Origin of the sequence: Marinobacter sp. ATCH36, assembly GCF_023555055.1 — a bacterium.
GTDB lineage: Bacteria > Pseudomonadota > Gammaproteobacteria > Pseudomonadales > Oleiphilaceae > Marinobacter.
On sequence record NZ_JAMJPL010000003.1, the window covers coordinates 77010 to 96089 of the forward strand.

Below are 19080 nucleotides of genomic sequence, written 5' to 3' on the forward strand. Positions count from 1 at the left end.
TCAATTGGTCGTAGTGCCTGATGCATTACCGAGTATAGAAAAGCGCTGCCCCAAGCAGTTCACGGGTATATTCGTGTTCAGGTGTATTGAAAATTCCGGATGCTTCGCCATATTCCACCACGCGACCATTCTTGAGCACCAGCAGTTTGTGGCTGAGAGCCCTTACCACGGCCAGATCATGGCTGATAAATACATAGCTTAGACCATATTTGTCCTGTAATTCCCTCAACAGGGTAATCACCTGCTTTTGAACCGTGCGATCGAGGGCCGAAGTAGGCTCATCCAGAATGATCAGTTCCGGTTGTAGCACCAGTGCCCGGGCAATGGCAATTCGCTGCCTCTGGCCGCCGGAAAATTCGTGCGGGTAACGGTGCCGGGCGTTCGGGTCCAGGCCCACATCGTTCAGGGCCTGAATGACTCTCCTGTCCTGCTCTTCGGGGGTTGCCGGCGCGTGTATTTCAAGCCCCTCGCGAACAATCTCTGCAACCGACATGCGGGGGCTGAGGCTGCCGAAAGGATCCTGGAATACGATCTGAAGACGGCTGCGCCACGGTCGGAACTGTTTTTGGTCCAGGTGAGACAATTCGGCCCCCGTAAGCCGAATACTGCCGGTACTGCCGGTGAGTTTCAGCAATGCGTGGCCAATGGTCGTTTTGCCACTGCCGCTTTCACCGACGATGCCCAGAGTCTCGCCCTGGTTCAGGGAAAAGCTGACCTTGTCGACGGCCTGGAACCAGGCTTTCGGCCTGCCCAGCAGGCTCTTACGGGTAGTGAAGCGGACATCCAGGTTATCCACATCCAGTAGCGGCTTGTTGTTGATCATGGCACCCGAAGGTGAGGCGGGTGGTTCCGCATCAAGTAGACGACGGGTATAGGGATGCTGGGGTTCGTCAAACAGCGTTGCAGTCGCTGCTTCCTCCACCAGCAGGCCCCGCTCCATAACGACCACGTGATCGGCGTATCGACGAACGATAGAAAGGTCGTGGGTAATCAGCAGGATGGCCATCCCCAGCTTGTGCTGAAGATCCTTGAGCAATTCCAGGACCTGTTTCTGCACGGTAACATCCAGGGCGGTTGTTGGCTCATCCGCGATCAACAGGTCGGGCTCATTGGCCAGCGCCATGGCGATCATCACCCGTTGTTTCTGGCCACCCGATAACTGGTGCGGGTAGCTGTTCAGGCGCTCCTCTGGCGTTGGAATGCCGACCAGTTCAAGCAGCTCCACGCAGCGGGCCCTTGCCTGGGGCCCGCGCATGCCTTTGTGCAGGGCAAGGGTTTCACTGATCTGCTTTTCAACCGTGTGCAACGGGTTGAGCGAGGTCATGGGTTCCTGGAAGATCATGCTGATCTGCCGCCCGCGGATTTGCCGTAGCCGCTTCTGGCTTGCCTTCAGCATGTCCTCACCCTGGAACAGTATTTCGCCGCTTGGATAGCTGGCGTGGCGCTCATCCAACAGGCGCAGAACCGATAGTGCCGATACTGATTTCCCGGAACCACTTTCTCCCACTAGTGCGACAGTCTCTCCCCGGTCAATCCCCAGGGACAGCCGCTGGACTGCCTGAATGGAGTCATCAAACGTGATCGACAGGTTCCTGACTTCCAGAAGCTGGGACATATCAGTTCTTTCTCGGGTCAAAGGCATCACGCACTGCTTCGCCGACGAAGACCAGCAGGGTCAGCATGATGGAAAGGGAAACGAATGCCGAAATGCCAAGCCAGGGTGCATGGAGATTGGATTTGCCCTGGGCAATCAGCTCGCCGAGCGATGGCGAGCCCGATGGCAGGCCGAATCCGAGGAAATCCAGGGACGTCAGGCCGGTTATGGCGCCGGTAAGTATGAATGGCAGAAACGTAAGCGTGGCCACCATGGCGTTGGGCAGAATATGCCGGAACATGATCTTGCGGTTACCAAGGCCCAGAGCTCTTGCAGCCTTAACGTATTCAAAGTTGCGGGCACGGAGAAACTCCGCCCGTACCACGTCCACCAGCCCCATCCAACTGAACAATAGCATGATGCCCAGCAGCCACCAGAAGTTCGGCTGTACGATGCTGGAAAGGATGATCAGCAGGTAAAGCACCGGAAGGCCGGACCATACCTCGATGAAGCGCTGACCGATCAGGTCGATCTTGCCGCCATAGAAGCCCTGGATGGCACCGACAATGACCCCGACGATGCAACTGAGTATGGTCAGGATGAGGCCGAACAGAACCGAAATCCGGAATCCGTAGATAACTCTGGCGGCCACATCGCGGCCCTGGTCGTCGGTACCGATCCAGTTCTCGGCACTGGGTGGTGCGGGCGAGGGAACTTCCAGGTTGTAGTTGGTCGTGTTGTAGCTGAAGCGAATAGGGGGCCAGATCATCCAGCCGTTGGCTTCGATCTCATCGGCTATAAAGGAATCGCGATAGTCCGCTTCGGTGGGCAGAAAGCCACCGAAGGTTTCTTCCGGCACACTTTCGATCACTGGAAAATAGAGATCCCCTTTGTAGTAGGCAACCAACGGCACGTCGTTGGCGATCACTTCAGCTATCAGCGAGAGCCCGAACAGGGCCAGAAATACCCACAGGGACCAGAAGCCGCGACGGTTTTTGCGGAAGTTGGCAAGCCGGCGCTGCTGGATCGGGGTCAGCTTTATCCGACTCATGACCCCTCCCGGCTTTCAAAATCGATGCGCGGGTCCACCAGTACGTAGGTGATGTCGCTGATCAGCTTGAGCACGAGGCCCATCAGGGTAAAGATATAGAGCGTTCCGAAGATTACCGGGTAATCCCGGTTCAGCGCGGCCTCGAAGCCGAGCAGCCCGAGGCCATCAAGCGAGAAGATCACTTCAATCAGCAGCGAGCCGGTAAAGAACAGGGAAACCAGCACACCCGGCAAGCTGGCGATGACAATCAGCATGGCATTGCGGAATACATGCCCGTACAGAACCTGTTTTTCCTCGAGACCCTTGGCTCTGGCCGTCACAACGTATTGCTTGCTGATTTCATCCAGAAACGAGTTCTTGGTCAGCAGGGTGAGGGTGGCGAAACCGCCAATGACATTGGCGGTCACAGGCAGCGCCAGGTGCCAGAAGTAATCGCCGATTTTCTGGTACCAGTTGAGCTCGTCGAAATTGGAAGAGGTCAGGCCCCGTAGTGGAAACCAGTCCAGATAGCTGCCCCCGGCAAACAGGACGATCAGCAGGATAGCAAACAGGAAGCCGGGAATGGCGTAGCCCACAACGATGGCGGAGCTGCTCCATACATCGAACCGGGAGCCGTCTGTAACGGCTTTGCGGATACCCAGGGGGATCGAAATCAGGTAGATGATCAGGGTGGACCACAAACCCAGTGATATCGAAACCGGCATCTTGTCCAGTATCAGCTCAATCACCGAGCGGTCACGGAAGAATGACTCGCCGAAATCAAACGTGGCGTAATCACCCAGCATTTTCAGAAAGCGTTCGTGGGGCGGCTTGTCAAAGCCGTACATGACTTCGATCTCGCGGAGCAATTCATCCGGAAGCCCCCGAGAGCCGCGGCTGTCGTCGCTGGAAGAAGTCACCTCGCCGCCGGAACCGCCGCCACTGGCCCTGGCAAGCGCACCGCCACCATGCCCCTCGGTTTCCGCAATCAACTGTTCAACCGGACCACCGGGTGCGGCCTGAACAATCACGAAATTGAGCAGCATGATGCCGAGCAGGGTAGGTATGATGAGCGCCAGCCGCCTGAGGATATAGCTGCCCATTCAGCGGACCTCCGTCTCGTTTACGTCAGAGATCTGCATCATTGGTCAGTGCTTTTCACCCACCAGTTGTCAATATCCACGCCATTCTTGGGCACAACGTCTGGCCGCTGCAGGAAGGACCAGTAGGCAATGCGATCTTTGGGCAGGTACCAGTTCGGGATCACGTAATGCCCGTGAAGCAGGACCCGGTCAAGTGCGCGTACCCGATGGACCAGTTCTTCCCGGCTCGGGGCCTGAATCACCATGTTGACGAGTTCATCAACCACCGGACTATCGACACCCATGTAGTTGCGGGAACCTTTGACGTCGACATTGGATGAGTGCCAGTACTCCCTTTGCTCATTTCCCGGCGAGTCGGACTGCCCGATACCCTGGACGGTTATATCGTAGTCGAATTCCCGGATTCGCTGGATATACTGGTTGGTATCCACCAGGCGAACCGATACATCAATTCCCAGTCGTTCCAGGTTGTTCTTGAAGGGCAGCACCACTCGCTCGAAGGTTTTCTGGTAGATGAGAATCTCGAACTCCAGAGGATCTCCGGATTCACTGTTTACCATGGTGCCATCCTTTACTTCGTACCCGGCGCCCCGAAGCATGGTCAGGGCGGTGCGGAGGTTGTCACGAAGTCCACCGTCGCCGGAGGTCGAGGGCGGTTGATACTCCTTTGTAAAAACGTCTTCGCTTAACTGGTCGCGATAGGGCTCCAGAATCTCCAGCTCCCGCCCTTCAGGAAGGCCGGTAGATGCCAGCTCGCTGTTCTCAAAATAGCTGGACGTGCGAGTGTACTGACCGTAGAACAGGTTCTTGTTGGCCCATTCGAAGTCGAATGCGTAGGCGAGCGCTTCGCGCACTTTCGGATCGCTGAACACCTTGCGGCGGGTGTTCATTGCAAATGCCTGCATGCCCGCAGGACGACCGTGCTCAATAGCTTCGGTTTTTACTCTGCCGGAATCGAACTGATCTCCACGGTAGGCAGTTGCCCAGTTCTTGGCGGAGGATTCCACCCGGAAATCAAAGTTGCCGGCGCGGAAAGACTCCAGGGCGACCGTATCGTCCGAGTAGTAGTCGTACCGGATTTCATTGAGGTTGAACCTGCCCTTGCGGACACCAATATCCTCAGCCCAGTAATCCTGCACGCGCTCGAAAGTGATGGAGCGGCCTGCTTCAAAATTCTTGATTCGATAAGGCCCGCTTCCTACTGGTGGGGTCAGGCCGTTATTACCGAACTCACGGTCTTCCCAGTAGTGACCGGGAAGGATCGGAAGCTGACCGAGTATCAGCGGAAGTTCACGGTTGTCGGTGTCACCAAAATCAAAGCGGATTCTTCGCTCATTCTCGACCGTCACCTCGGTCACGTCTGCATAGTAGTTGCGATAGAAAGGATGGCCTTTGGTGGTGAGAACGTCGAAAGAGAACTTCACGTCCTCGGCGGTAATTGCTTCGCCGTCCTGGAATCGCGCTTCCTCGCGAAGGTTGAAAATCACGTAACTGCGATCATCGGGGGTTTCGATGGACTCAGCGATCAGGCCGTAGGCAGAGAAGGGCTCGTCCGCAGACGCTTCCATCAACGTATCGTAAAGGTAGGTATTGATGCCAGCCGCGGCTACTCCGCGAATGACAAACGGGTTGAACGAATCAAAACCATTGGCCACCACAGCCATCTTCAGGGAGCCACCCTTGGGTGCGTCGGGGTTGACGTAGTCAAAGTGGGGAAAAGCTTCGGAGTATTTTGTGTCTCCGTGCATCGCGATGCCGTGCCGCGCAGTCGTATCGGCCGCGATGGCCTGCCATGGCAGCAGTGCCATGGCGACAGAAGTAAAGGCACAGATCAGGGGTGAGGCTTTCCGTGTTCTTGTCATAGATCTCGCACGTTTCCGGTTCAGACTCAGGGGCTGTTTCTTATATCCACATAGAGTACCAGACTTTGCCCGGGCTGCAGATAACGTGAGGTATTGAGATCATTCCAGCTTGCGATGTCTCTCACATTCACCGCGAAACGACTGGCGATCGTGGACAGGGAGTCGCCTTTGCGCACCTGGTAGCCTACCTTGCGGACCATCCCCTTTCCTCTGTTATTGCTTGCCAACATCGCTGGCTGTTTGGATTTTGACCAGATCACGAGTTTTTTGCCGGGGATCAGCGGGTCTCCCGGCGCCATGCCGTTCCAGGAAGCCACTTGCCGGACGGATACCCGGTGCTCGCGGGCAATATCCCAGAACGTATCACCCGAGCGGACGGTATAGTCCACGCGGGTACCGTTACTGTTTTTGCCACTGCGTTGTTGCTTGGTAGCAAGCCGTTCGCTGGCACTGAGCGAGTAGGTGTCGGCCTGTTTGGCTGCAGACGGAATCATCAGCCGTTGCCCGATACGAATAATATGGCTGTCCAGGTTGTTGACCTGCTGGATAACCGAAGACGTGGTGGAATACTGCTTGGCGATGGTGCTGATCGTATCGCCGGATTTGACTTTGTAGTTACGCCAGGAGACACGATCATTCGGGTCGATGGTTTCCAGTGCTGCGGTGAACGTTTTGGCACTTTCCCGCGGTACCAGCAGACGGTGAGGACCGTCAGGCGACGTAGCCCAGCGATTGAACGACGGGTTAAGCAGATAGATTTCGTCTATATCGACACCTGCCAATTCCGCAGCCTGGGCAAGGTCCAGCTGGGAACCGGTTTTCACCACCTCAAAATAGGGCTCATCCGCAAGCGATGGCAGCTCAATACCGTACTTTTCCGGCTGGTCGAATATTTTTGCGAGCGCGATAAGTTTGGGAACATAGTGGCGTGTCTCCCTGGGCAAATCCAGTGACCAGTAATCGGTGGCTGCGTTCCTGTTGCGGTTGCGCCTCATGGCGCTGGAAACGGTGCCGCCACCGCTGTTGTAGGCGGCAAGTGCCAGCATATAGTCGCCGTCAAAACGGGTTGCCAGCCTGTCTAGGTAAGTCAGTGCGGCATCGGTAGCCGCAATCACATCGCGTCGGTCGTCGTGCCACCAGCTCTGGGTCAGACCGAAATACTTACCGGTGGACGGAATGAACTGCCACAGCCCGGCGGCACGGCCATGGGAGTAAGCGAACGGATCAAAGGCACTTTCCACCACAGGAAGCAAAGCCAGCTCTGTGGGCAGGCCCCGCTTCTCGGTTTCCGTAACAATATAGTGCAGGTAACGGCTGCCACGTTCTACAACCCGGTCGATATAGCGTGGGTGCTTTTTGTACCAGTTAAGCTGAGCCTGAACTCTGGGGTCACTTGCGTCGTGGTCCAGAGCAAATCCGGATCTCAGTCTCTGCCAGAGGTCTGAAACAGCCGTTTCCTCAGTGGGCCTGTCCTGTTTCGGAGTGTCCAGTTTCTCTCTCGCGTCCTCTGCTGTCTTTTTCAGGGACGGTTCGATAGCGTCATCAAGCGCTGTGCGGGATGACTTGTCAGCGGACTTGCTGTCAGGGTCGGATTCAATGGATTCTTTGAGATCTTCGTCCCCGGCAGCAACGGTCAACCTGTCGATTTCGAGAACGTTTGCGGAAGATTCCGGTTGATCTCGCTCTTCAGATGCAAAGGTGCTGCACCCGCTGGTTAATGTGCCAAGAAGAAACAGGATTGAAATGCGCGAGACCGACATATAACGACTTCCGGTTAGCTGGGCGACGCCGGTAAAATCTGTCTGAAATTCCGGCATATTTAATGGGTTACGGTGCAAAAGTTACACGGATTCTATTGGAACCCTTTTCAGAGGGTCAACAAGACTCTCGTTACGTCATTGATAGAATTTGTTACCCGTGATTCCTCAAAAAGTGTCCTTTCCATGCCGGGTGACTGCGAACACGTCGTTTTCAGACGCGATGGTCAGTCCTGCTTTACCGGCATGCCGCTTCGCGGAATCGATCACCGACTGGTCGTCCCAGCGAAGGAATGGGTTGAGCCGCTTTTCGTCACCCAGTATGGACGGGACGGTTGGCTCACCATCGTCCCGGCGTTTCTGGCAGTGTGCCTGGAATTCACGCAGTGGCGCATCATTCGGCAGCCAGTGCGTGGCGAACTTCAGATTGGCCAGTGTGTACTCATGGGCGCAATAGACGGCCGTCTCATCCGGCAGTTGGCGGATGGTTTCCAGGGACTGCTTCATCTGCTCCGGCGTGCCTTCAAAGAGTCGCCCACAACCGCAGACAAACAGGGTGTCACCGCAGAAGAGCACCGGGCGGTCGTTAACAGGGCGATTACTATAGTAGGCGATGTGATCGAGCGTGTGGCCGGGTACACCCAGCACATTGAAGGTCAGGTCCTGCCAGACCACTTCATCACCAGGATGAACTTCGCTTTTGGCGCCCTTGAACGGCGAATTGGCCGGGCCAATGATGCGACATTCCGGGGCTGTTTTGGCCAGGGCGTCTACCCCGCCAACGTGGTCCGGGTGGTGGTGGGTGACCAGGATGGTGTCCAGCTCCAGGCCATTGTCCGCCAGGAATCGGATGGCAGGCTCAGCCTGGCCAGGGTCGACAATTAGGGCCTTGCGGTCTTCGGTATTGAACAGGCACCAGATGTAATTGTCGTTAAAAGCTGGAATAGGGCTGATGGTCAGCATAGGCTCCCACATGTGCAAGACGAATGTGACTGTTATGATAGTGCATTAATAGCGACGTCCCAACATCGGCGGGGATGAAACAGGGGAATACAGCGATGACCTCAGCAGGTGAGATTGATTACTCCGCCCGACAGGAAAGCTTCGAGAACTGGTTCCAGACGCCTCTGGGCCGCTCGCTGCTCGCCGATCAGAGGGCTTGTGTCGAGCATCACGTTCAGAAACTCACTGGAGCCAGGCAGTTACAGGTTGGCCTGAGCCACAGGCTGCCGCTGGCAAGTACTGCTGATTTTGCCCAGCGCATCCTGACCACGCCCCGCTGGAATCCGGCGATCCCCGACGGAGTGACGGTTTGCGACGCGGATGAATTACCCTTCCCCGGGGACTCCATGGACCTGGTAATCCTTCACCATACGGCTGATTTTTCTCCTCATCCCCACCAGGCTCTGCGTGAGGCTTCCCGGGTTCTTCGTGGGGAAGGGGTCATGGTGCTGATCGGATTTAATCCTTTCAGTGTTTGGGGGCTCCGGAAACTGGCTTCCAGGCATCGCGGCGGTCCCTGGGGTGGTCGTTTCATGATGAAGCGAAGAATGGAAGACTGGCTTCGGCTGTTGGATTTCTCCATTGAATCCGCAGGGTCTTCATTTTTTCAGCTGCCGCTGCAACGATCGGTGTCGAATGAACGAAAGGGTGTGATGGAACGGATTTGTGGCAACCGGCTCCTGCCGGTGGGAGCCTATTACTGTATCCTTGCCAAAAAACGGGTTTACTCCAGAATTCCCCGCAAGCCGGTGTGGCAGGGTAAAAAAGTCATTGCGCTGCCCGGCAGGGGTGCTGCGCTCAATAACAGTCAAGTCGAGGAATACTGATGACCGGTAAGGTTGTTCTTTACACCGATGGCGCCTGCAAGGGTAATCCAGGGCCAGGAGGTTGGGGTGTAGTGCTTAGCTACGGTAACTCCAACAAGAAACTGCACGGCGGTGAAGCCAATACGACCAATAACAGAATGGAGCTGATGGCCGCGATACGGGGCCTTGAGGCGCTGAAACGCCCCTGCGAAGTAGAGCTGTATACCGATTCCCAGTATGTTCGCAAGGGTATCACTGAATGGATGCATGGCTGGAAACGGAACGGTTGGAAAACGTCAGCGAAAAAACCGGTGAAGAATGAAGATCTCTGGCGGGAGCTGGACAATGAGGTGGCGCGGCACTCGGTGAACTGGCACTGGGTGAAAGGCCACTCCGGAAATCCGGGAAATGAGCTGGCGGACGAGCTGGCCAATCGTGGCGTGGAAGAACTGACGAACGCATAACAGGCAGAGCGAACCATGAGACAGATTGTACTGGATACCGAAACCACCGGTATCGATCCGGCTGAAGGCCACCGGATTATCGAAATAGGGTGTGTGGAGCTGATGGAGCGCCAGACCACCGGGCGCCACTACCATGTGTATATCAATCCGGAAAGGGAGGTGGAAGCCGAGGCGATAACGATTCACGGAATCACCAACGAGTTTCTTGCTGACAAGCCCAGATTCGCAGATATCGCCGATGAGTTCTTTGAATTCATAAAAGGCGCCGAACTTGTCATTCACAATGCGGCCTTTGATATCGGTTTTATGGATTCGGAATTCGCCCGCCTGAAGCCGGTCCGTAAGACGGCCGATTATTGTGGGGTAGTGGATTCCCTTGCCATCGCGCGGAAAAAACACCCGGGCCAGAAAAATAACCTGGATGCCCTGTGTAAACGGTATGGCATCGATAACAGCAGCCGGGATCTTCACGGCGCTTTGCTGGATGCCGAGATTCTTGCCGACGTCTACCTTCTACTCACCGGTGGTCAGACAGCGTTATCACTGGATGCGGGTAGCGATGAAGCCGGGGGTGGGAATGGTATCCGCCGGCTGGCATCCGACCGCAAGCCGCTGAGTGTTGTCCGTGCCAGCGATGACGAAGCCTCTGCCCATGAAGAGTTCATGGCACTGCTTGCCAAACAGGCAGGCGGAACGGTTTGGGACAGGCTGGAATCGAAAGAGTGAATAAACGCCGGATCGGGTAATGGCTCACTGCAATGAGAACTGTGCCGGGTTGTACTTTTTGTTACATTCCCGCTTTCTTGAGCTACTTGAGTTTTGTGTTATAAGTAATGATAAGTTCGCGAGTTTTCGCGAACTTTTATTTTAGCTGGGAAGGGTAAATCCGGCTCATAAAAAGACTCTCAAAAAAAACCGAAAGGGTCACATTCCAAGAACAGGGCGCGGTAGTTTCCGCATAATTTACAGGAAGCGTTTATGGTTCAATCGTCTCTTGCGACGAAATCGCAGTCATTTGATCTGGTCAAAAGTGAGATTGAGCAGACCATAAGACAGGCAGAATCAAGCCTGGAACGCTTTCAGGAAAATCGCGAGAGCGGTGAAGACCTGCAGAACTGTGTGGATTTTCTGAACCAGCTCCGTGGTATTTTTATTCTGGTTGAGCTGCGTGCAGGCACTTTGCTGTGCCAGGAAGCGGTCAGCATGGCGAACGACGTTCCCGTTGGCGCCAATGATGACAAAAACATTCTCCTTACCACACTCAACAGTGCCCTGTTTATCCTGCGCCGATACGTGGAGTACTATCATCAGCAACGTGAGGATCATCCCGAGCTGCTGTTGCCGGTCATCAATGACCTGCGTGAGGCCAGAAAGGAAAAACCCTATCCGGAATCCTGCTTTTTCGATATCGACGTGAAAGACCGACCTGATTTCTGCTCCGGGCTCGACCTGGAGTCGTTTGAGGGCAACGAAGCAGATTATGAAATCCTGGCTCGTCGAATGCGTCTTACCTTTCAGGTGGCATTGCTGGGTATTCTTCGTGAAAAGAATGATGTGGTCAGCAAGAAGCTCTTTGGTCGGGCCGCCAGGGGATTCACCCGTTTATGCCAGGGCCAACCAATGGGGCAGATGTGGTGTCTGGTGGCCGTTGTTGCCGACACCATGCTTGACCGCGCCATGGGTTTCAACAAGTCGCGTAAGCGCATGTTCATGCGTATTGAAAAGTATTCCCGTGAACTGGTGTACGTTGGCAAAGTCGCTACCGCGAAAGACGCTCCGGATTCCCTGATAAAGGATCTGATTTATCTGTTATACCGCAGCGGATCCGCAAATCCGGAAGTTACATCCGTTCTGTCGGCGTTTCGCCTTGCGCCGGCGGATTTTCCGGATTCCATGCTCGATGCCCATGCCCGCCGGCTTTATGGCCCTGGCTCGGATGTGCTCAAGTCCCTGTCTACGGCCCTGCAGGACGAGCTGAATCAGCTCAAGGACAAGCTTGATATTGTTGAGCGCGGCATCGAGCCGGACCTGGCTGAACTGTCCTCCATTGCCGAAGCCCTGGAGCGCATGGCGAATACCCTGGTGATGCTTGACCTGAACCAGCTCGGCACCATGGCGCGGGCAGAAGCGGCAAAACTGCGCACCTGGGAGGAAGAAAAACGGTTACCGGCAGACGATGAACTCTACAAGCTTGCAGACTCCGTGCTTGGTATCGAGGACGCTGTGATGCAGATTGTGACCAGAGGCATCACCTCGGAAACCGACGCCCTGGCCGGCGGACAAAGAAGCCGGGAAGAATCCCTCTACCTGAAAGAAGCCACCTTTGTAGTGGCCGATGAAGCCAGAAGTGCGCTGACTCTGGCAAAACGGGCCATTACAGCCTTCATTGAATCCGACTACGACAAACTCCATCTGGCAAACCTGCCAGGCACCCTCCACAGCATCTGGGGAGGGCTTCATATGCTCGATGACTCCGGTGCAGCGTCTGTACTTGAACGCGTGGCGGGGTCCATACAGGAGCGTCTTCTGGACGCCAGAGAGGCACCCCCGGCTCAGGTTCTGGAAGCGCTGGCGGATGCGCTCACTTCTCTTGAATACTATATTGAAAGCATTGGCAAACGTGAGGAGCGAAACGCAGATCTGTTGCGACTTGCAGAATCGTCACTGGATGACGTGGGCCTGTGAGGCGGCTTACCGAATAGCGGAAACAAAAAACCCTGCAGATGGCAGGGTTTTATTATGGGAGGGTCCTGACGGGCAATCAGCCCATGTTGAACAGCTCACCCAGTTTGGTCGCCAGCATCATGTCGCCTTCGGCGCGCAGCTGGCCAGCCATAAACGCCTGCATGCCGTCTGTTTCGCCGGACACGATGCCTTTAAGAGTCTCGGAGTTCATGATCAGCGTAACAGAAGGGTCGTCGTGGGTACCTTCGACGGCCTTGCAGGTGCCATCCTTGATAATCACGTGATAGTTGTTGTCGTCCTCGATATCGAACTGGAAGACCAGGTCCAGGCCTTCAGCGGCGTCTGCGTTGAAATTCTGTTCGAGCTTTTCAAAGATTGGAGCTACAGACATTATTTTACCCTTTTTGGTGTTTGTCTTGGCGTATTGACGGCGGGCGAGCCGACGTAGCATTCGACTTTAGGGTGAGACATTAACAGTGTCAAGCTCGATCGAACGCTTGTTTTAATTTCTTTATCGCCGTGATGGGTTGTACCTCAAGGCACCTCGGTTACAATCGAGCGCTCAAGAATAATCCTGGAGAAGCAACTTGGAATTTCTGACAGAGTTCGGTTTGTTCATTGCGAAAACGGCCACGCTGGTGGTTGCTGTGGTGGTCATTATTTCCGTGATTATGTCCGCTGCCCAGAAAGAAAAGGGCGATCACGGTGAAGAGGGTGAACTGAGGGTTCGCAAACTTAACGAGAAGTACCGCAAACTGAGGGAGTCTCTTCAGGCCCGGTTGCGCAGTGACTCGGAGCGTAAGGCTTTTGAAAAAGCCCGCAAGAAAGAAGAAAAAGCCAAAGAAAAAGCGGCCAAGGCAAAGCGCAAGTCTGGTGAGGCCGAGGAGGACGCAAAGCCGAAGGTGTATGTCCTCGATTTCGACGGTGACATCAAGGCCAGCGACACCGATTCTCTGCGCCGCTCCATAACAGCCGTCCTCAGCGTAGCAGAACCGGAAACGGATGAAATCGTCATTCGCCTGGAAAGCGCAGGCGGACTGGTTCATTCCTACGGCCTGGCTGCGGCGCAACTGGACCGTATTCGGGCCAAGGGCATTAAGCTGACAGCCTGTGTTGATAAAGTAGCGGCCAGCGGTGGCTACATGATGGCCTGTGTTGCAGATCGCATTGTGGCGTCTCCTTTTGCCATTCTGGGCTCAATTGGTGTGGTTGCTCAGTTGCCAAATTTCCATCGCTTCCTGAAGAAAAACGATGTGGATTTTGAAGTGCTTACGGCTGGCGAACATAAGCGGACCCTGACGATTTTTGGTGAAAATACCGACAAGGGCAGGTCGAAGTTCCTGGAAGATCTTGAAGATACCCACGTGTTGTTCAAGGAATACGTCGGAGAGCGTCGTCCCGGGCTGGACATAACAGCTGTCGCCAACGGCGATATCTGGTTTGGCCGCCGGGCGCTAGAGGTCAATCTGATCGACGAAATCCAGACCTCCGACGAATTTCTCATTGAAGCCTGCGACCGTGCAGACGTAATCTCGGTAAGCTATCAACGCAAGCGCACACTACCGGAAAAGCTCGGCCTGGCCACCAGTGCGGCACTTGAACATACTGTATGGCGGGTACTGGGCGCGTTCCGTAATCAGAAAATCCAGTAAAGCCAACAATGGCGGGGGAAAGAATCATGACAAACGACACCGAGTTCAAGGCATGGCGCGTTCAGGAGCAGGACGGCGAATACACGGGTTCTGAACAGACACTCCACGTATCAGACCTGCCAGAGAATGAAGTGCTGATCCGGGTCAGTCATTCCTCCCTCAACTATAAAGACGCCCTGTCTGCCTCCGGTAATAAAGGCGTCACCCGTAGCTTCCCCCATACTCCGGGCATCGACGCTGCAGGGGAAGTTGTGGAAGCCTCGTCAGGCCCATTCTCCGCCGGCGACAAAGTCCTTGTGACTGGTTATGACCTCGGTATGAACACTGACGGCGGCTTTGGCGAATACATCCGCGTACCGGCAGGCTGGTGTGTGGCAATGCCGCAGGGCTGGGACGCGCGCACCGCCATGATCTACGGTACCGCTGGCCTCACTGCGGGACTGTGTGTGAGAAAACTGCTGACCATGGGTGCCGCCCCGGAGCAGGGCAAGGTCGCGGTAAGCGGTGCCAGTGGCGCAGTGGGCAGCGTGGCCGTTGAACTGCTGGCCAACCTCGGATTCGAAGTGGTGGCGATCAGCGGAAAGCAGGATCATGCCGATGCACTCAAAAACCTGGGTGCTACCGAAGTGCTGGGCCGCGAAGCCCTGGCAACCGAAAAGAAGCCAATGCTGAAGCCGGCCTTCGCCAATGCCGTGGACACCGTAGGCGGCGGCCCGTTGGCCGAACTGTTGAAGCAGATTCACCCTGGCGGCTCTGTCTCCTGCTGCGGCCTGGTAGCTGGCCCACAGCTGGAAACCACCGTGCTGCCGTTTATCCTCCGGGGTAACAACCTGCTGGGCGTGGATTCCGTGGAAATCCCGATGGCGCAAAAACAGGCAGTCTGGGACAAGTTCTCTGGTGACTGGGCCTGCAAGAAAATCGAGGCCTCGGCAAAGGATATTGGCCGTGGTGAACTGGACGGCGCGTTGAAGGCGTTTTTGAAAGGGGAGTCGTCAGGGAAGATTGTTTTGGATCATTCCAGGTGAAAAGGACACCTTAGGTTGGGTTTGTCGGATTACGCCTTTGGCTAATCCGTATATGGTCTCCTCCCCGTTTGCAAGGTCTCAGTGCTCGATGTCAGGGACAGGTTTGCGTCCGTATATCCGGCCTGTTTAACGAGGCGGCTTTGTCGCCTCTGGCCTTGATGGAAAGATCCGCGCCTACCGTCCTTATCGACCTAACGGCCTCTCGGGCCCTCGGATTAATCAGGTTTTCGGCAGGCCGGTCTGACCTGTTATGCCATCAATCGCTGCGACCCTCGCAACCTGAGGGAAGGTGATCTTCTTACTCGTTTACTTCGTGTCGTTTGTCTATTTCATTCACTCATCCAGCCAGCTGTTGCTCCGGTGGCTGGTAATGTTCGCCTCGGGCGATGATCACCCAGGCAATGCGAACCAATTTATTGGCCAATGCCACCGTGGCTTTGTTGAAGCCCCGCTCAGCCTTCAGCCGCTGGACCCATCGGCTTAGCCGGTCGGTCTTCCTGTCAGCCCGGGCAGCCACCGATCGGGCTCCGTGGACCAGCTGGGCACGCACGTACGGGTCGCCTCGCTTGCTGATCCCCAGCAGTACGTCTTTGCCACCCGTGCTGTTTTGACGGGGAACCAGTCCCAACGCCGCTGCGGCGTCTCTGCCTCTGCGGAACTGGCGGCCATCGCCCATCCAGCCCTTCAGCAGGCTGGCGACCACCTCGCCAATACCCGGTATGGCTTGCAGGCGCTGACAGGTCTCGTCCTGTTTAGCCATCCGCTGCACTTGCTGGTCGTACCAGGCCAGTTCCTTCTCTACCTCTAAAAACCGCTGATACTGGCGGTTCAGTAACTGCCGCGCCCAATCGGTTAACTCATTGTCGGCGTCCCCCAGAGCGAGCGGTAGCTCCCGGCGTAAAGCCGCTATGCCTTGGGGAATGATCACGCCGTACTCGGCTAACAGTCCTCGCAACTGATTGCTGATCCGGGTCCGTTCTGTGCTCACACCCCGGCGCAGCTTATGCAGCATTTGTTCATCCTACTGCTCAGCGCCCTTGAGTGGCACCGGACGAATTCGCCCATGCTCGCTCGCCTCCGCAATGGCCTGGGCGTCGTTGTAGTCGTTCTTCTGACCTCGCAGATAGCCCTTGACGTGCTGGGGCGGTAAAAGCTCAACCTGGTGTCCCAAGGCCTGTATCTGACGGGCCCAGTAATGTGAGCTGCCACACGCCTCCAGGGCGACCTTGCACGGCTCCAGCCGGACCAGTTGCTCCAGCAATTGCTTACGGCGTACTTTGCGCTTCCAGCCGCATTGGCCTTTCGGGCCCAGCCCGTAAAGGGCAAACGTGTTCTTTGCGAGGTCAATGCCAATCGTTGTAAGCTTTGCCATGGTCTCCTCCCCTCATTTCTGATAGGAAATTCTCCTTCCCTATCCTGGCGCATTGCGACGCCGATTAGGAGGGGAGGAGACCATCACATCGACCTACGGTTGATGTCCGGGCGGGTCACCTCCCGTATCCGCCAGAACGAAGTGGGGGCCGGCAGCCAAAACTGTGCGGAGCCAGGGATGGCGGAGCCCAAGCCGAACAGGACGTCTTGAGGCGTGTTTTGGTTGCTGGCCCCCGCTTCGTTCGTCATGGGAGTCAAAGAGCCCCCCGGCGAGTAAAAAGTCAGGAAGCTCGACGGCGAAACAGGGGCACGTCAGTATCTGTGGCTGCCTGGTAGCCTTGAGTGAAGAAGTTCAGACAACGGGCCGCTTTGGTAATGTCCTTGTCTGCTCGCAGCACATAGGTATCAAATCCGCAGCGCTTCATGAACTGAAGCTGATCCAGCAGAACATCACCCACCGCACGGAGTTCATTGCGATAGTTGAGTCGCTCTCGCAGAATCCGCGCGATACTGTAACCGCGACCATCACTGAACTTCGGGAAATTCACCGCAATAACCGGCAGCTCATTGACCACGCCAGTGAGCATCTCCGGCTCCTCATGGCTGTCCAGCCAGACCCCGATATCATCCCGGCCTTCAAAATGCTCTTTGCCGGCAAGCCACAAATCAGCGGGAATCAGTGCCGGTTGCTCCGGAATATCCAGGGATTCACCATCAGAGGGCCTGTGAACAAGGACCCAGTTGTCCTCACGGATACTTCCGTCGCTGGTAATCAAATCAGGCATAAACCCGCTCCTTGAATGGCTCAATGCCGATACGGCGATACGTGTCCAGGAAAGGCTCTTCCTCTGTGCGGTGATCGACGTACACATTGATAATCTTCTGGATCACTTCTGGCATGTCATCCCGGGCAAAAGACGGCCCCAGAATCTTGCCGATGGCGGCATCGTGATGAGACGAACCACCCAGGCTGATCTGGTAAAACTCCTGGCCCTTCTTGTCGACACCAAGAACACCAATGTTGCCCACGTGGTGGTGGCCACAGGCATTCATGCAGCCGGAAATATTCAGGTCGATGTTGCCAATGTCATAGAGAAAATCCAGGTCGTCGAACTGGCGCTGGATGGCCTCGGCAACAGGAATCGACTTGGCGTTGGCCAGGGCGCAGTAGTCACCACCCGGGCAGCAGATGACATCGGTCAGGGTGTTGAGGTTGGCAGTTGCGAATCCCATTGGTGTTATGGCCTGCCATAGCTCGAAAAGCTGGTCTTTCCGGACATCCGCGAGAACCACATTCTGCTGATGGGTAACCCGCACCTCACCAAAGCTGTACTGATCCGCAACATCGGCGATTTGCTCAAGCTGACGATCACTGACATCTCCGGGTGGTGTGCCGGTTTTCTTCATGGTCAGCGTTACGATGGCATAACCCGGATTCTTGTGGCTATCGACGTTATGGGTAATCCACTGATCAAACTCACGGTTCTCGAAGCGCTGAGTTGCCAGCGTATCCGTTACATCCGGAACTGCCTGGTAGTCGGGTTCTGTAAAGTAGCCCTTGAACTGGCTGATTGCTTCTTCGGTGAGGCGGGTAGGTGAATCCTTGATGTGGGACCACTCTTCCTCCACCTTCGCCGCAAAACCCTCCGGAGTCAGCGCTTTTACCAGGATTTTGATTCGCGCCTTGAACTTGTTGTCCCGACGGCCGTAACGGTTGTACACACGCAATACGGCTTCAAGGTAAGTAAGAAGATCCAGTTCCGGGAGGAACTCACGAATCACCGGGCCCACCATCGGGGTACGGCCAAGCCCGCCGCCCACGTGCACCTGGAAACCCAGTTCACCCTGATCATTGCGCACCATTTGCAGGCCGATATCGTGAACCTGGATGGCTGCGCGGTCGGTTTGCTCGGACGCATTCACTGCCACTTTGAATTTGCGCGGCAAAAATGCGAATTCCGGATGAAAGGTTGACCACTGCCGGATAATCTCGCAGTAGGGGCGTGGGTCGGTGATTTCGTCCGCCTGTACACCAGAGAACTGATCGGTTGTGGTATTGCGGATGCAGTTGCCGCTGGTCTGGTTGGCGTGCATTTCCACTTCTGCCAGTTCCGCCAGTATGTCTGGCACATCTTCAATCGCCGGCCAGTTGAGCTGAACGTTCTGACGGGTTGTAAAGTGGGCATAACCTTTGTCATAGTCCCGCGTTATCCGAGCCAGCCGGCGAAGCTGTGCGGAGCGGAGCATTCCGTAGGGAACGGCAATACGCAACATCGGTGCAAGACGCTGCACGTACAATCCGTTCTGCAGGCGCAGTGGAAGAAATTCGTCTTCCTGCAGCTCGCCAGCCAGGGCCCTTTCGGTCTGATCACGGAACTGTGCAACGCGCTCGGCAGCCATCTGCCGATCGTGTTCGTCATAAACATACATAGTGGAACGTCCTGCTGAAACGCTGGAAATACGGCCTTGGTGCCTGTTCTTGCGGAGGAGAATATCACCGTGCCATTATTCTTAAAATGATTATTTCAAAATATGTTTATCGATTTGAGTGATATAGAAAGCGAGATATTGCTGGACGGATATCAAATTTCAGCTTAAGTTTAAAAAGGCGTGCTTGAGAAAACACATAACAAAATAAGGGGAAAGACTATGAAGAAGATGATGCGATCCGATAGCCAGGCGGACGCGGTAGCGGCCGTATTGCTCGTGGCCCTTGTGGTTGCCTTTGC

17 protein-coding genes are annotated in these 19080 nt (G+C 55.5%); 6 read left to right on the plus strand and 11 right to left on the minus strand.

What is annotated here, in order from left to right; all coding sequences use genetic code 11:
- Positions 1–25: 25 nt before the first annotated feature.
- The 6 genes from M8010_RS11230 to gloB form a co-directional block, all read right to left on the minus strand.
- A complete protein-coding gene (locus tag M8010_RS11230) occupies positions 26–1615 on the minus strand; it encodes an ABC transporter ATP-binding protein (protein WP_250091276.1) in 1590 nt (529 codons plus the stop codon).
- Position 1616: 1 nt separating this feature from the next.
- Positions 1617–2636 (minus strand): ABC transporter permease, encoded by a 1020-nt coding sequence (locus tag M8010_RS11235; protein ID WP_250091828.1) that lies wholly within the window; start codon positions 2634–2636, stop codon positions 1617–1619.
- A gap of 5 nt (positions 2637–2641) precedes the next feature.
- The gene (locus tag M8010_RS11240; RefSeq protein WP_250091278.1) at positions 2642–3727 is read right to left on the minus strand and encodes a microcin C ABC transporter permease YejB; all 1086 of its coding nucleotides are present in this window, start codon (positions 3725–3727) and stop codon (positions 2642–2644) included.
- A 38-nt stretch (positions 3728–3765) separates the two neighbouring features.
- The gene (locus M8010_RS11245; RefSeq protein WP_250091279.1) at positions 3766–5589 is read right to left on the minus strand and encodes an extracellular solute-binding protein; all 1824 of its coding nucleotides are present in this window, start codon (positions 5587–5589) and stop codon (positions 3766–3768) included.
- Positions 5590–5615: 26 nt separating this feature from the next.
- Positions 5616–7349, minus strand: a complete 1734-nt coding sequence (locus tag M8010_RS11250; protein WP_250091281.1) for a lytic transglycosylase — start codon at positions 7347–7349, stop codon at positions 5616–5618.
- 165 nt (positions 7350–7514) lie between these two features.
- Positions 7515–8309, minus strand: a complete 795-nt coding sequence (gloB, locus tag M8010_RS11255) for a hydroxyacylglutathione hydrolase (RefSeq protein ID WP_250091282.1) — start codon at positions 8307–8309, stop codon at positions 7515–7517.
- A 95-nt stretch (positions 8310–8404) separates the two neighbouring features.
- Here gloB and M8010_RS11260 point away from each other — a divergent pair, with 95 nt between their 5' ends.
- The 4 genes from M8010_RS11260 (at position 8405) to M8010_RS11275 (ending at position 12303) form a co-directional block, all read left to right on the plus strand.
- Complete coding sequence (locus tag M8010_RS11260; protein WP_250091283.1) at positions 8405–9175, plus strand: class I SAM-dependent methyltransferase; 771 nt, start codon at positions 8405–8407, stop codon at positions 9173–9175.
- Positions 9175–9618: a ribonuclease HI gene (gene rnhA, locus M8010_RS11265; RefSeq protein WP_250091285.1), complete on the plus strand. Its 444-nt coding sequence runs from the start codon at positions 9175–9177 to the stop codon at positions 9616–9618. Before M8010_RS11260 ends, rnhA begins: the two co-directional genes overlap by 1 nt.
- 15 nt (positions 9619–9633) lie before the next feature.
- Positions 9634–10344 (plus strand): DNA polymerase III subunit epsilon, encoded by a 711-nt coding sequence (gene dnaQ / locus M8010_RS11270; RefSeq protein ID WP_250091287.1) that lies wholly within the window; start codon positions 9634–9636, stop codon positions 10342–10344.
- A gap of 252 nt (positions 10345–10596) precedes the next feature.
- On the plus strand, positions 10597–12303 hold the full coding sequence (locus M8010_RS11275) for a FimL-related protein (RefSeq protein WP_250091289.1): 1707 nt from the start codon (positions 10597–10599) through the stop codon (positions 12301–12303).
- Positions 12304–12379: 76 nt separating this feature from the next.
- Here M8010_RS11275 and M8010_RS11280 read toward each other — a convergent pair whose 3' ends face one another.
- Positions 12380–12694: an SCP2 sterol-binding domain-containing protein gene (locus M8010_RS11280; protein ID WP_250091291.1), complete on the minus strand. Its 315-nt coding sequence runs from the start codon at positions 12692–12694 to the stop codon at positions 12380–12382.
- A 196-nt stretch (positions 12695–12890) separates the two neighbouring features.
- Between M8010_RS11280 and sohB the strand changes: the two genes are divergently transcribed.
- Together sohB and M8010_RS11290 are read left to right on the plus strand one after the other, a co-directional pair.
- Positions 12891–13955 (plus strand): protease SohB, encoded by a 1065-nt coding sequence (gene sohB / locus M8010_RS11285; RefSeq protein ID WP_250091292.1) that lies wholly within the window; start codon positions 12891–12893, stop codon positions 13953–13955.
- A gap of 26 nt (positions 13956–13981) precedes the next feature.
- A complete protein-coding gene (locus tag M8010_RS11290) occupies positions 13982–14980 on the plus strand; it encodes a YhdH/YhfP family quinone oxidoreductase (protein WP_250091294.1) in 999 nt (332 codons plus the stop codon).
- A gap of 337 nt (positions 14981–15317) precedes the next feature.
- Here the strand turns inward: M8010_RS11290 and M8010_RS11295 are convergent, their stop codons facing one another.
- From M8010_RS11295 to M8010_RS11310, 4 genes are all read right to left on the minus strand, one after another.
- Complete coding sequence (locus M8010_RS11295) at positions 15318–15992, minus strand: IS110 family RNA-guided transposase (protein WP_250091296.1); 675 nt, start codon at positions 15990–15992, stop codon at positions 15318–15320.
- 9 nt (positions 15993–16001) lie between these two features.
- Positions 16002–16352 carry an IS110 family transposase gene (locus M8010_RS11300; protein ID WP_250091297.1) on the minus strand — a complete coding sequence of 117 codons (351 nt, stop codon included), beginning with the start codon at positions 16350–16352 and terminating at the stop codon, positions 16002–16004.
- A 280-nt stretch (positions 16353–16632) separates the two neighbouring features.
- Entirely contained in the window at positions 16633–17136 is a 504-nt protein-coding gene (locus tag M8010_RS11305; protein WP_250091299.1) for a DUF934 domain-containing protein, read from the minus strand.
- Positions 17129–18781 carry a nitrite/sulfite reductase gene (locus M8010_RS11310; RefSeq protein ID WP_250091300.1) on the minus strand — a complete coding sequence of 551 codons (1653 nt, stop codon included), beginning with the start codon at positions 18779–18781 and terminating at the stop codon, positions 17129–17131. Before M8010_RS11310 ends, M8010_RS11305 begins: the two co-directional genes overlap by 8 nt.
- Positions 18782–19080 lie beyond the last annotated feature (299 nt).

Excerpts from the sequence above, each read along its gene's own strand:
- M8010_RS11245 (WP_250091279.1), bottom strand. The coding sequence starts at position 5,589 with ATGACAAGAACACGGAAAGCCTCACCCCTGATCTGTGCCTTTACTTCT.
- M8010_RS11310 (WP_250091300.1), bottom strand. The coding sequence starts at position 18,781 with ATGTATGTTTATGACGAACACGATCGGCAGATGGCTGCCGAGCGCGTT.
- gloB (WP_250091282.1), bottom strand. The coding sequence starts at position 8,309 with ATGCTGACCATCAGCCCTATTCCAGCTTTTAACGACAATTACATCTGG.
- M8010_RS11305 (WP_250091299.1), bottom strand. The coding sequence starts at position 17,136 with ATGCCTGATTTGATTACCAGCGACGGAAGTATCCGTGAGGACAACTGG.
- dnaQ (WP_250091287.1), top strand. The coding sequence starts at position 9,634 with ATGAGACAGATTGTACTGGATACCGAAACCACCGGTATCGATCCGGCT.
- M8010_RS11300 (WP_250091297.1), bottom strand. The coding sequence starts at position 16,352 with ATGGCAAAGCTTACAACGATTGGCATTGACCTCGCAAAGAACACGTTT.
- M8010_RS11280 (WP_250091291.1), bottom strand. The coding sequence starts at position 12,694 with ATGTCTGTAGCTCCAATCTTTGAAAAGCTCGAACAGAATTTCAACGCA.
- M8010_RS11230 (WP_250091276.1), bottom strand. The coding sequence starts at position 1,615 with ATGTCCCAGCTTCTGGAAGTCAGGAACCTGTCGATCACGTTTGATGAC.
- M8010_RS11290 (WP_250091294.1), top strand. The coding sequence starts at position 13,982 with ATGACAAACGACACCGAGTTCAAGGCATGGCGCGTTCAGGAGCAGGAC.
- M8010_RS11275 (WP_250091289.1), top strand. The coding sequence starts at position 10,597 with ATGGTTCAATCGTCTCTTGCGACGAAATCGCAGTCATTTGATCTGGTC.
- M8010_RS11240 (WP_250091278.1), bottom strand. The coding sequence starts at position 3,727 with ATGGGCAGCTATATCCTCAGGCGGCTGGCGCTCATCATACCTACCCTG.
- M8010_RS11295 (WP_250091296.1), bottom strand. The coding sequence starts at position 15,992 with ATGCTGCATAAGCTGCGCCGGGGTGTGAGCACAGAACGGACCCGGATC.
- rnhA (WP_250091285.1), top strand. The coding sequence starts at position 9,175 with ATGACCGGTAAGGTTGTTCTTTACACCGATGGCGCCTGCAAGGGTAAT.
- M8010_RS11260 (WP_250091283.1), top strand. The coding sequence starts at position 8,405 with ATGACCTCAGCAGGTGAGATTGATTACTCCGCCCGACAGGAAAGCTTC.
- M8010_RS11250 (WP_250091281.1), bottom strand. The coding sequence starts at position 7,349 with ATGTCGGTCTCGCGCATTTCAATCCTGTTTCTTCTTGGCACATTAACC.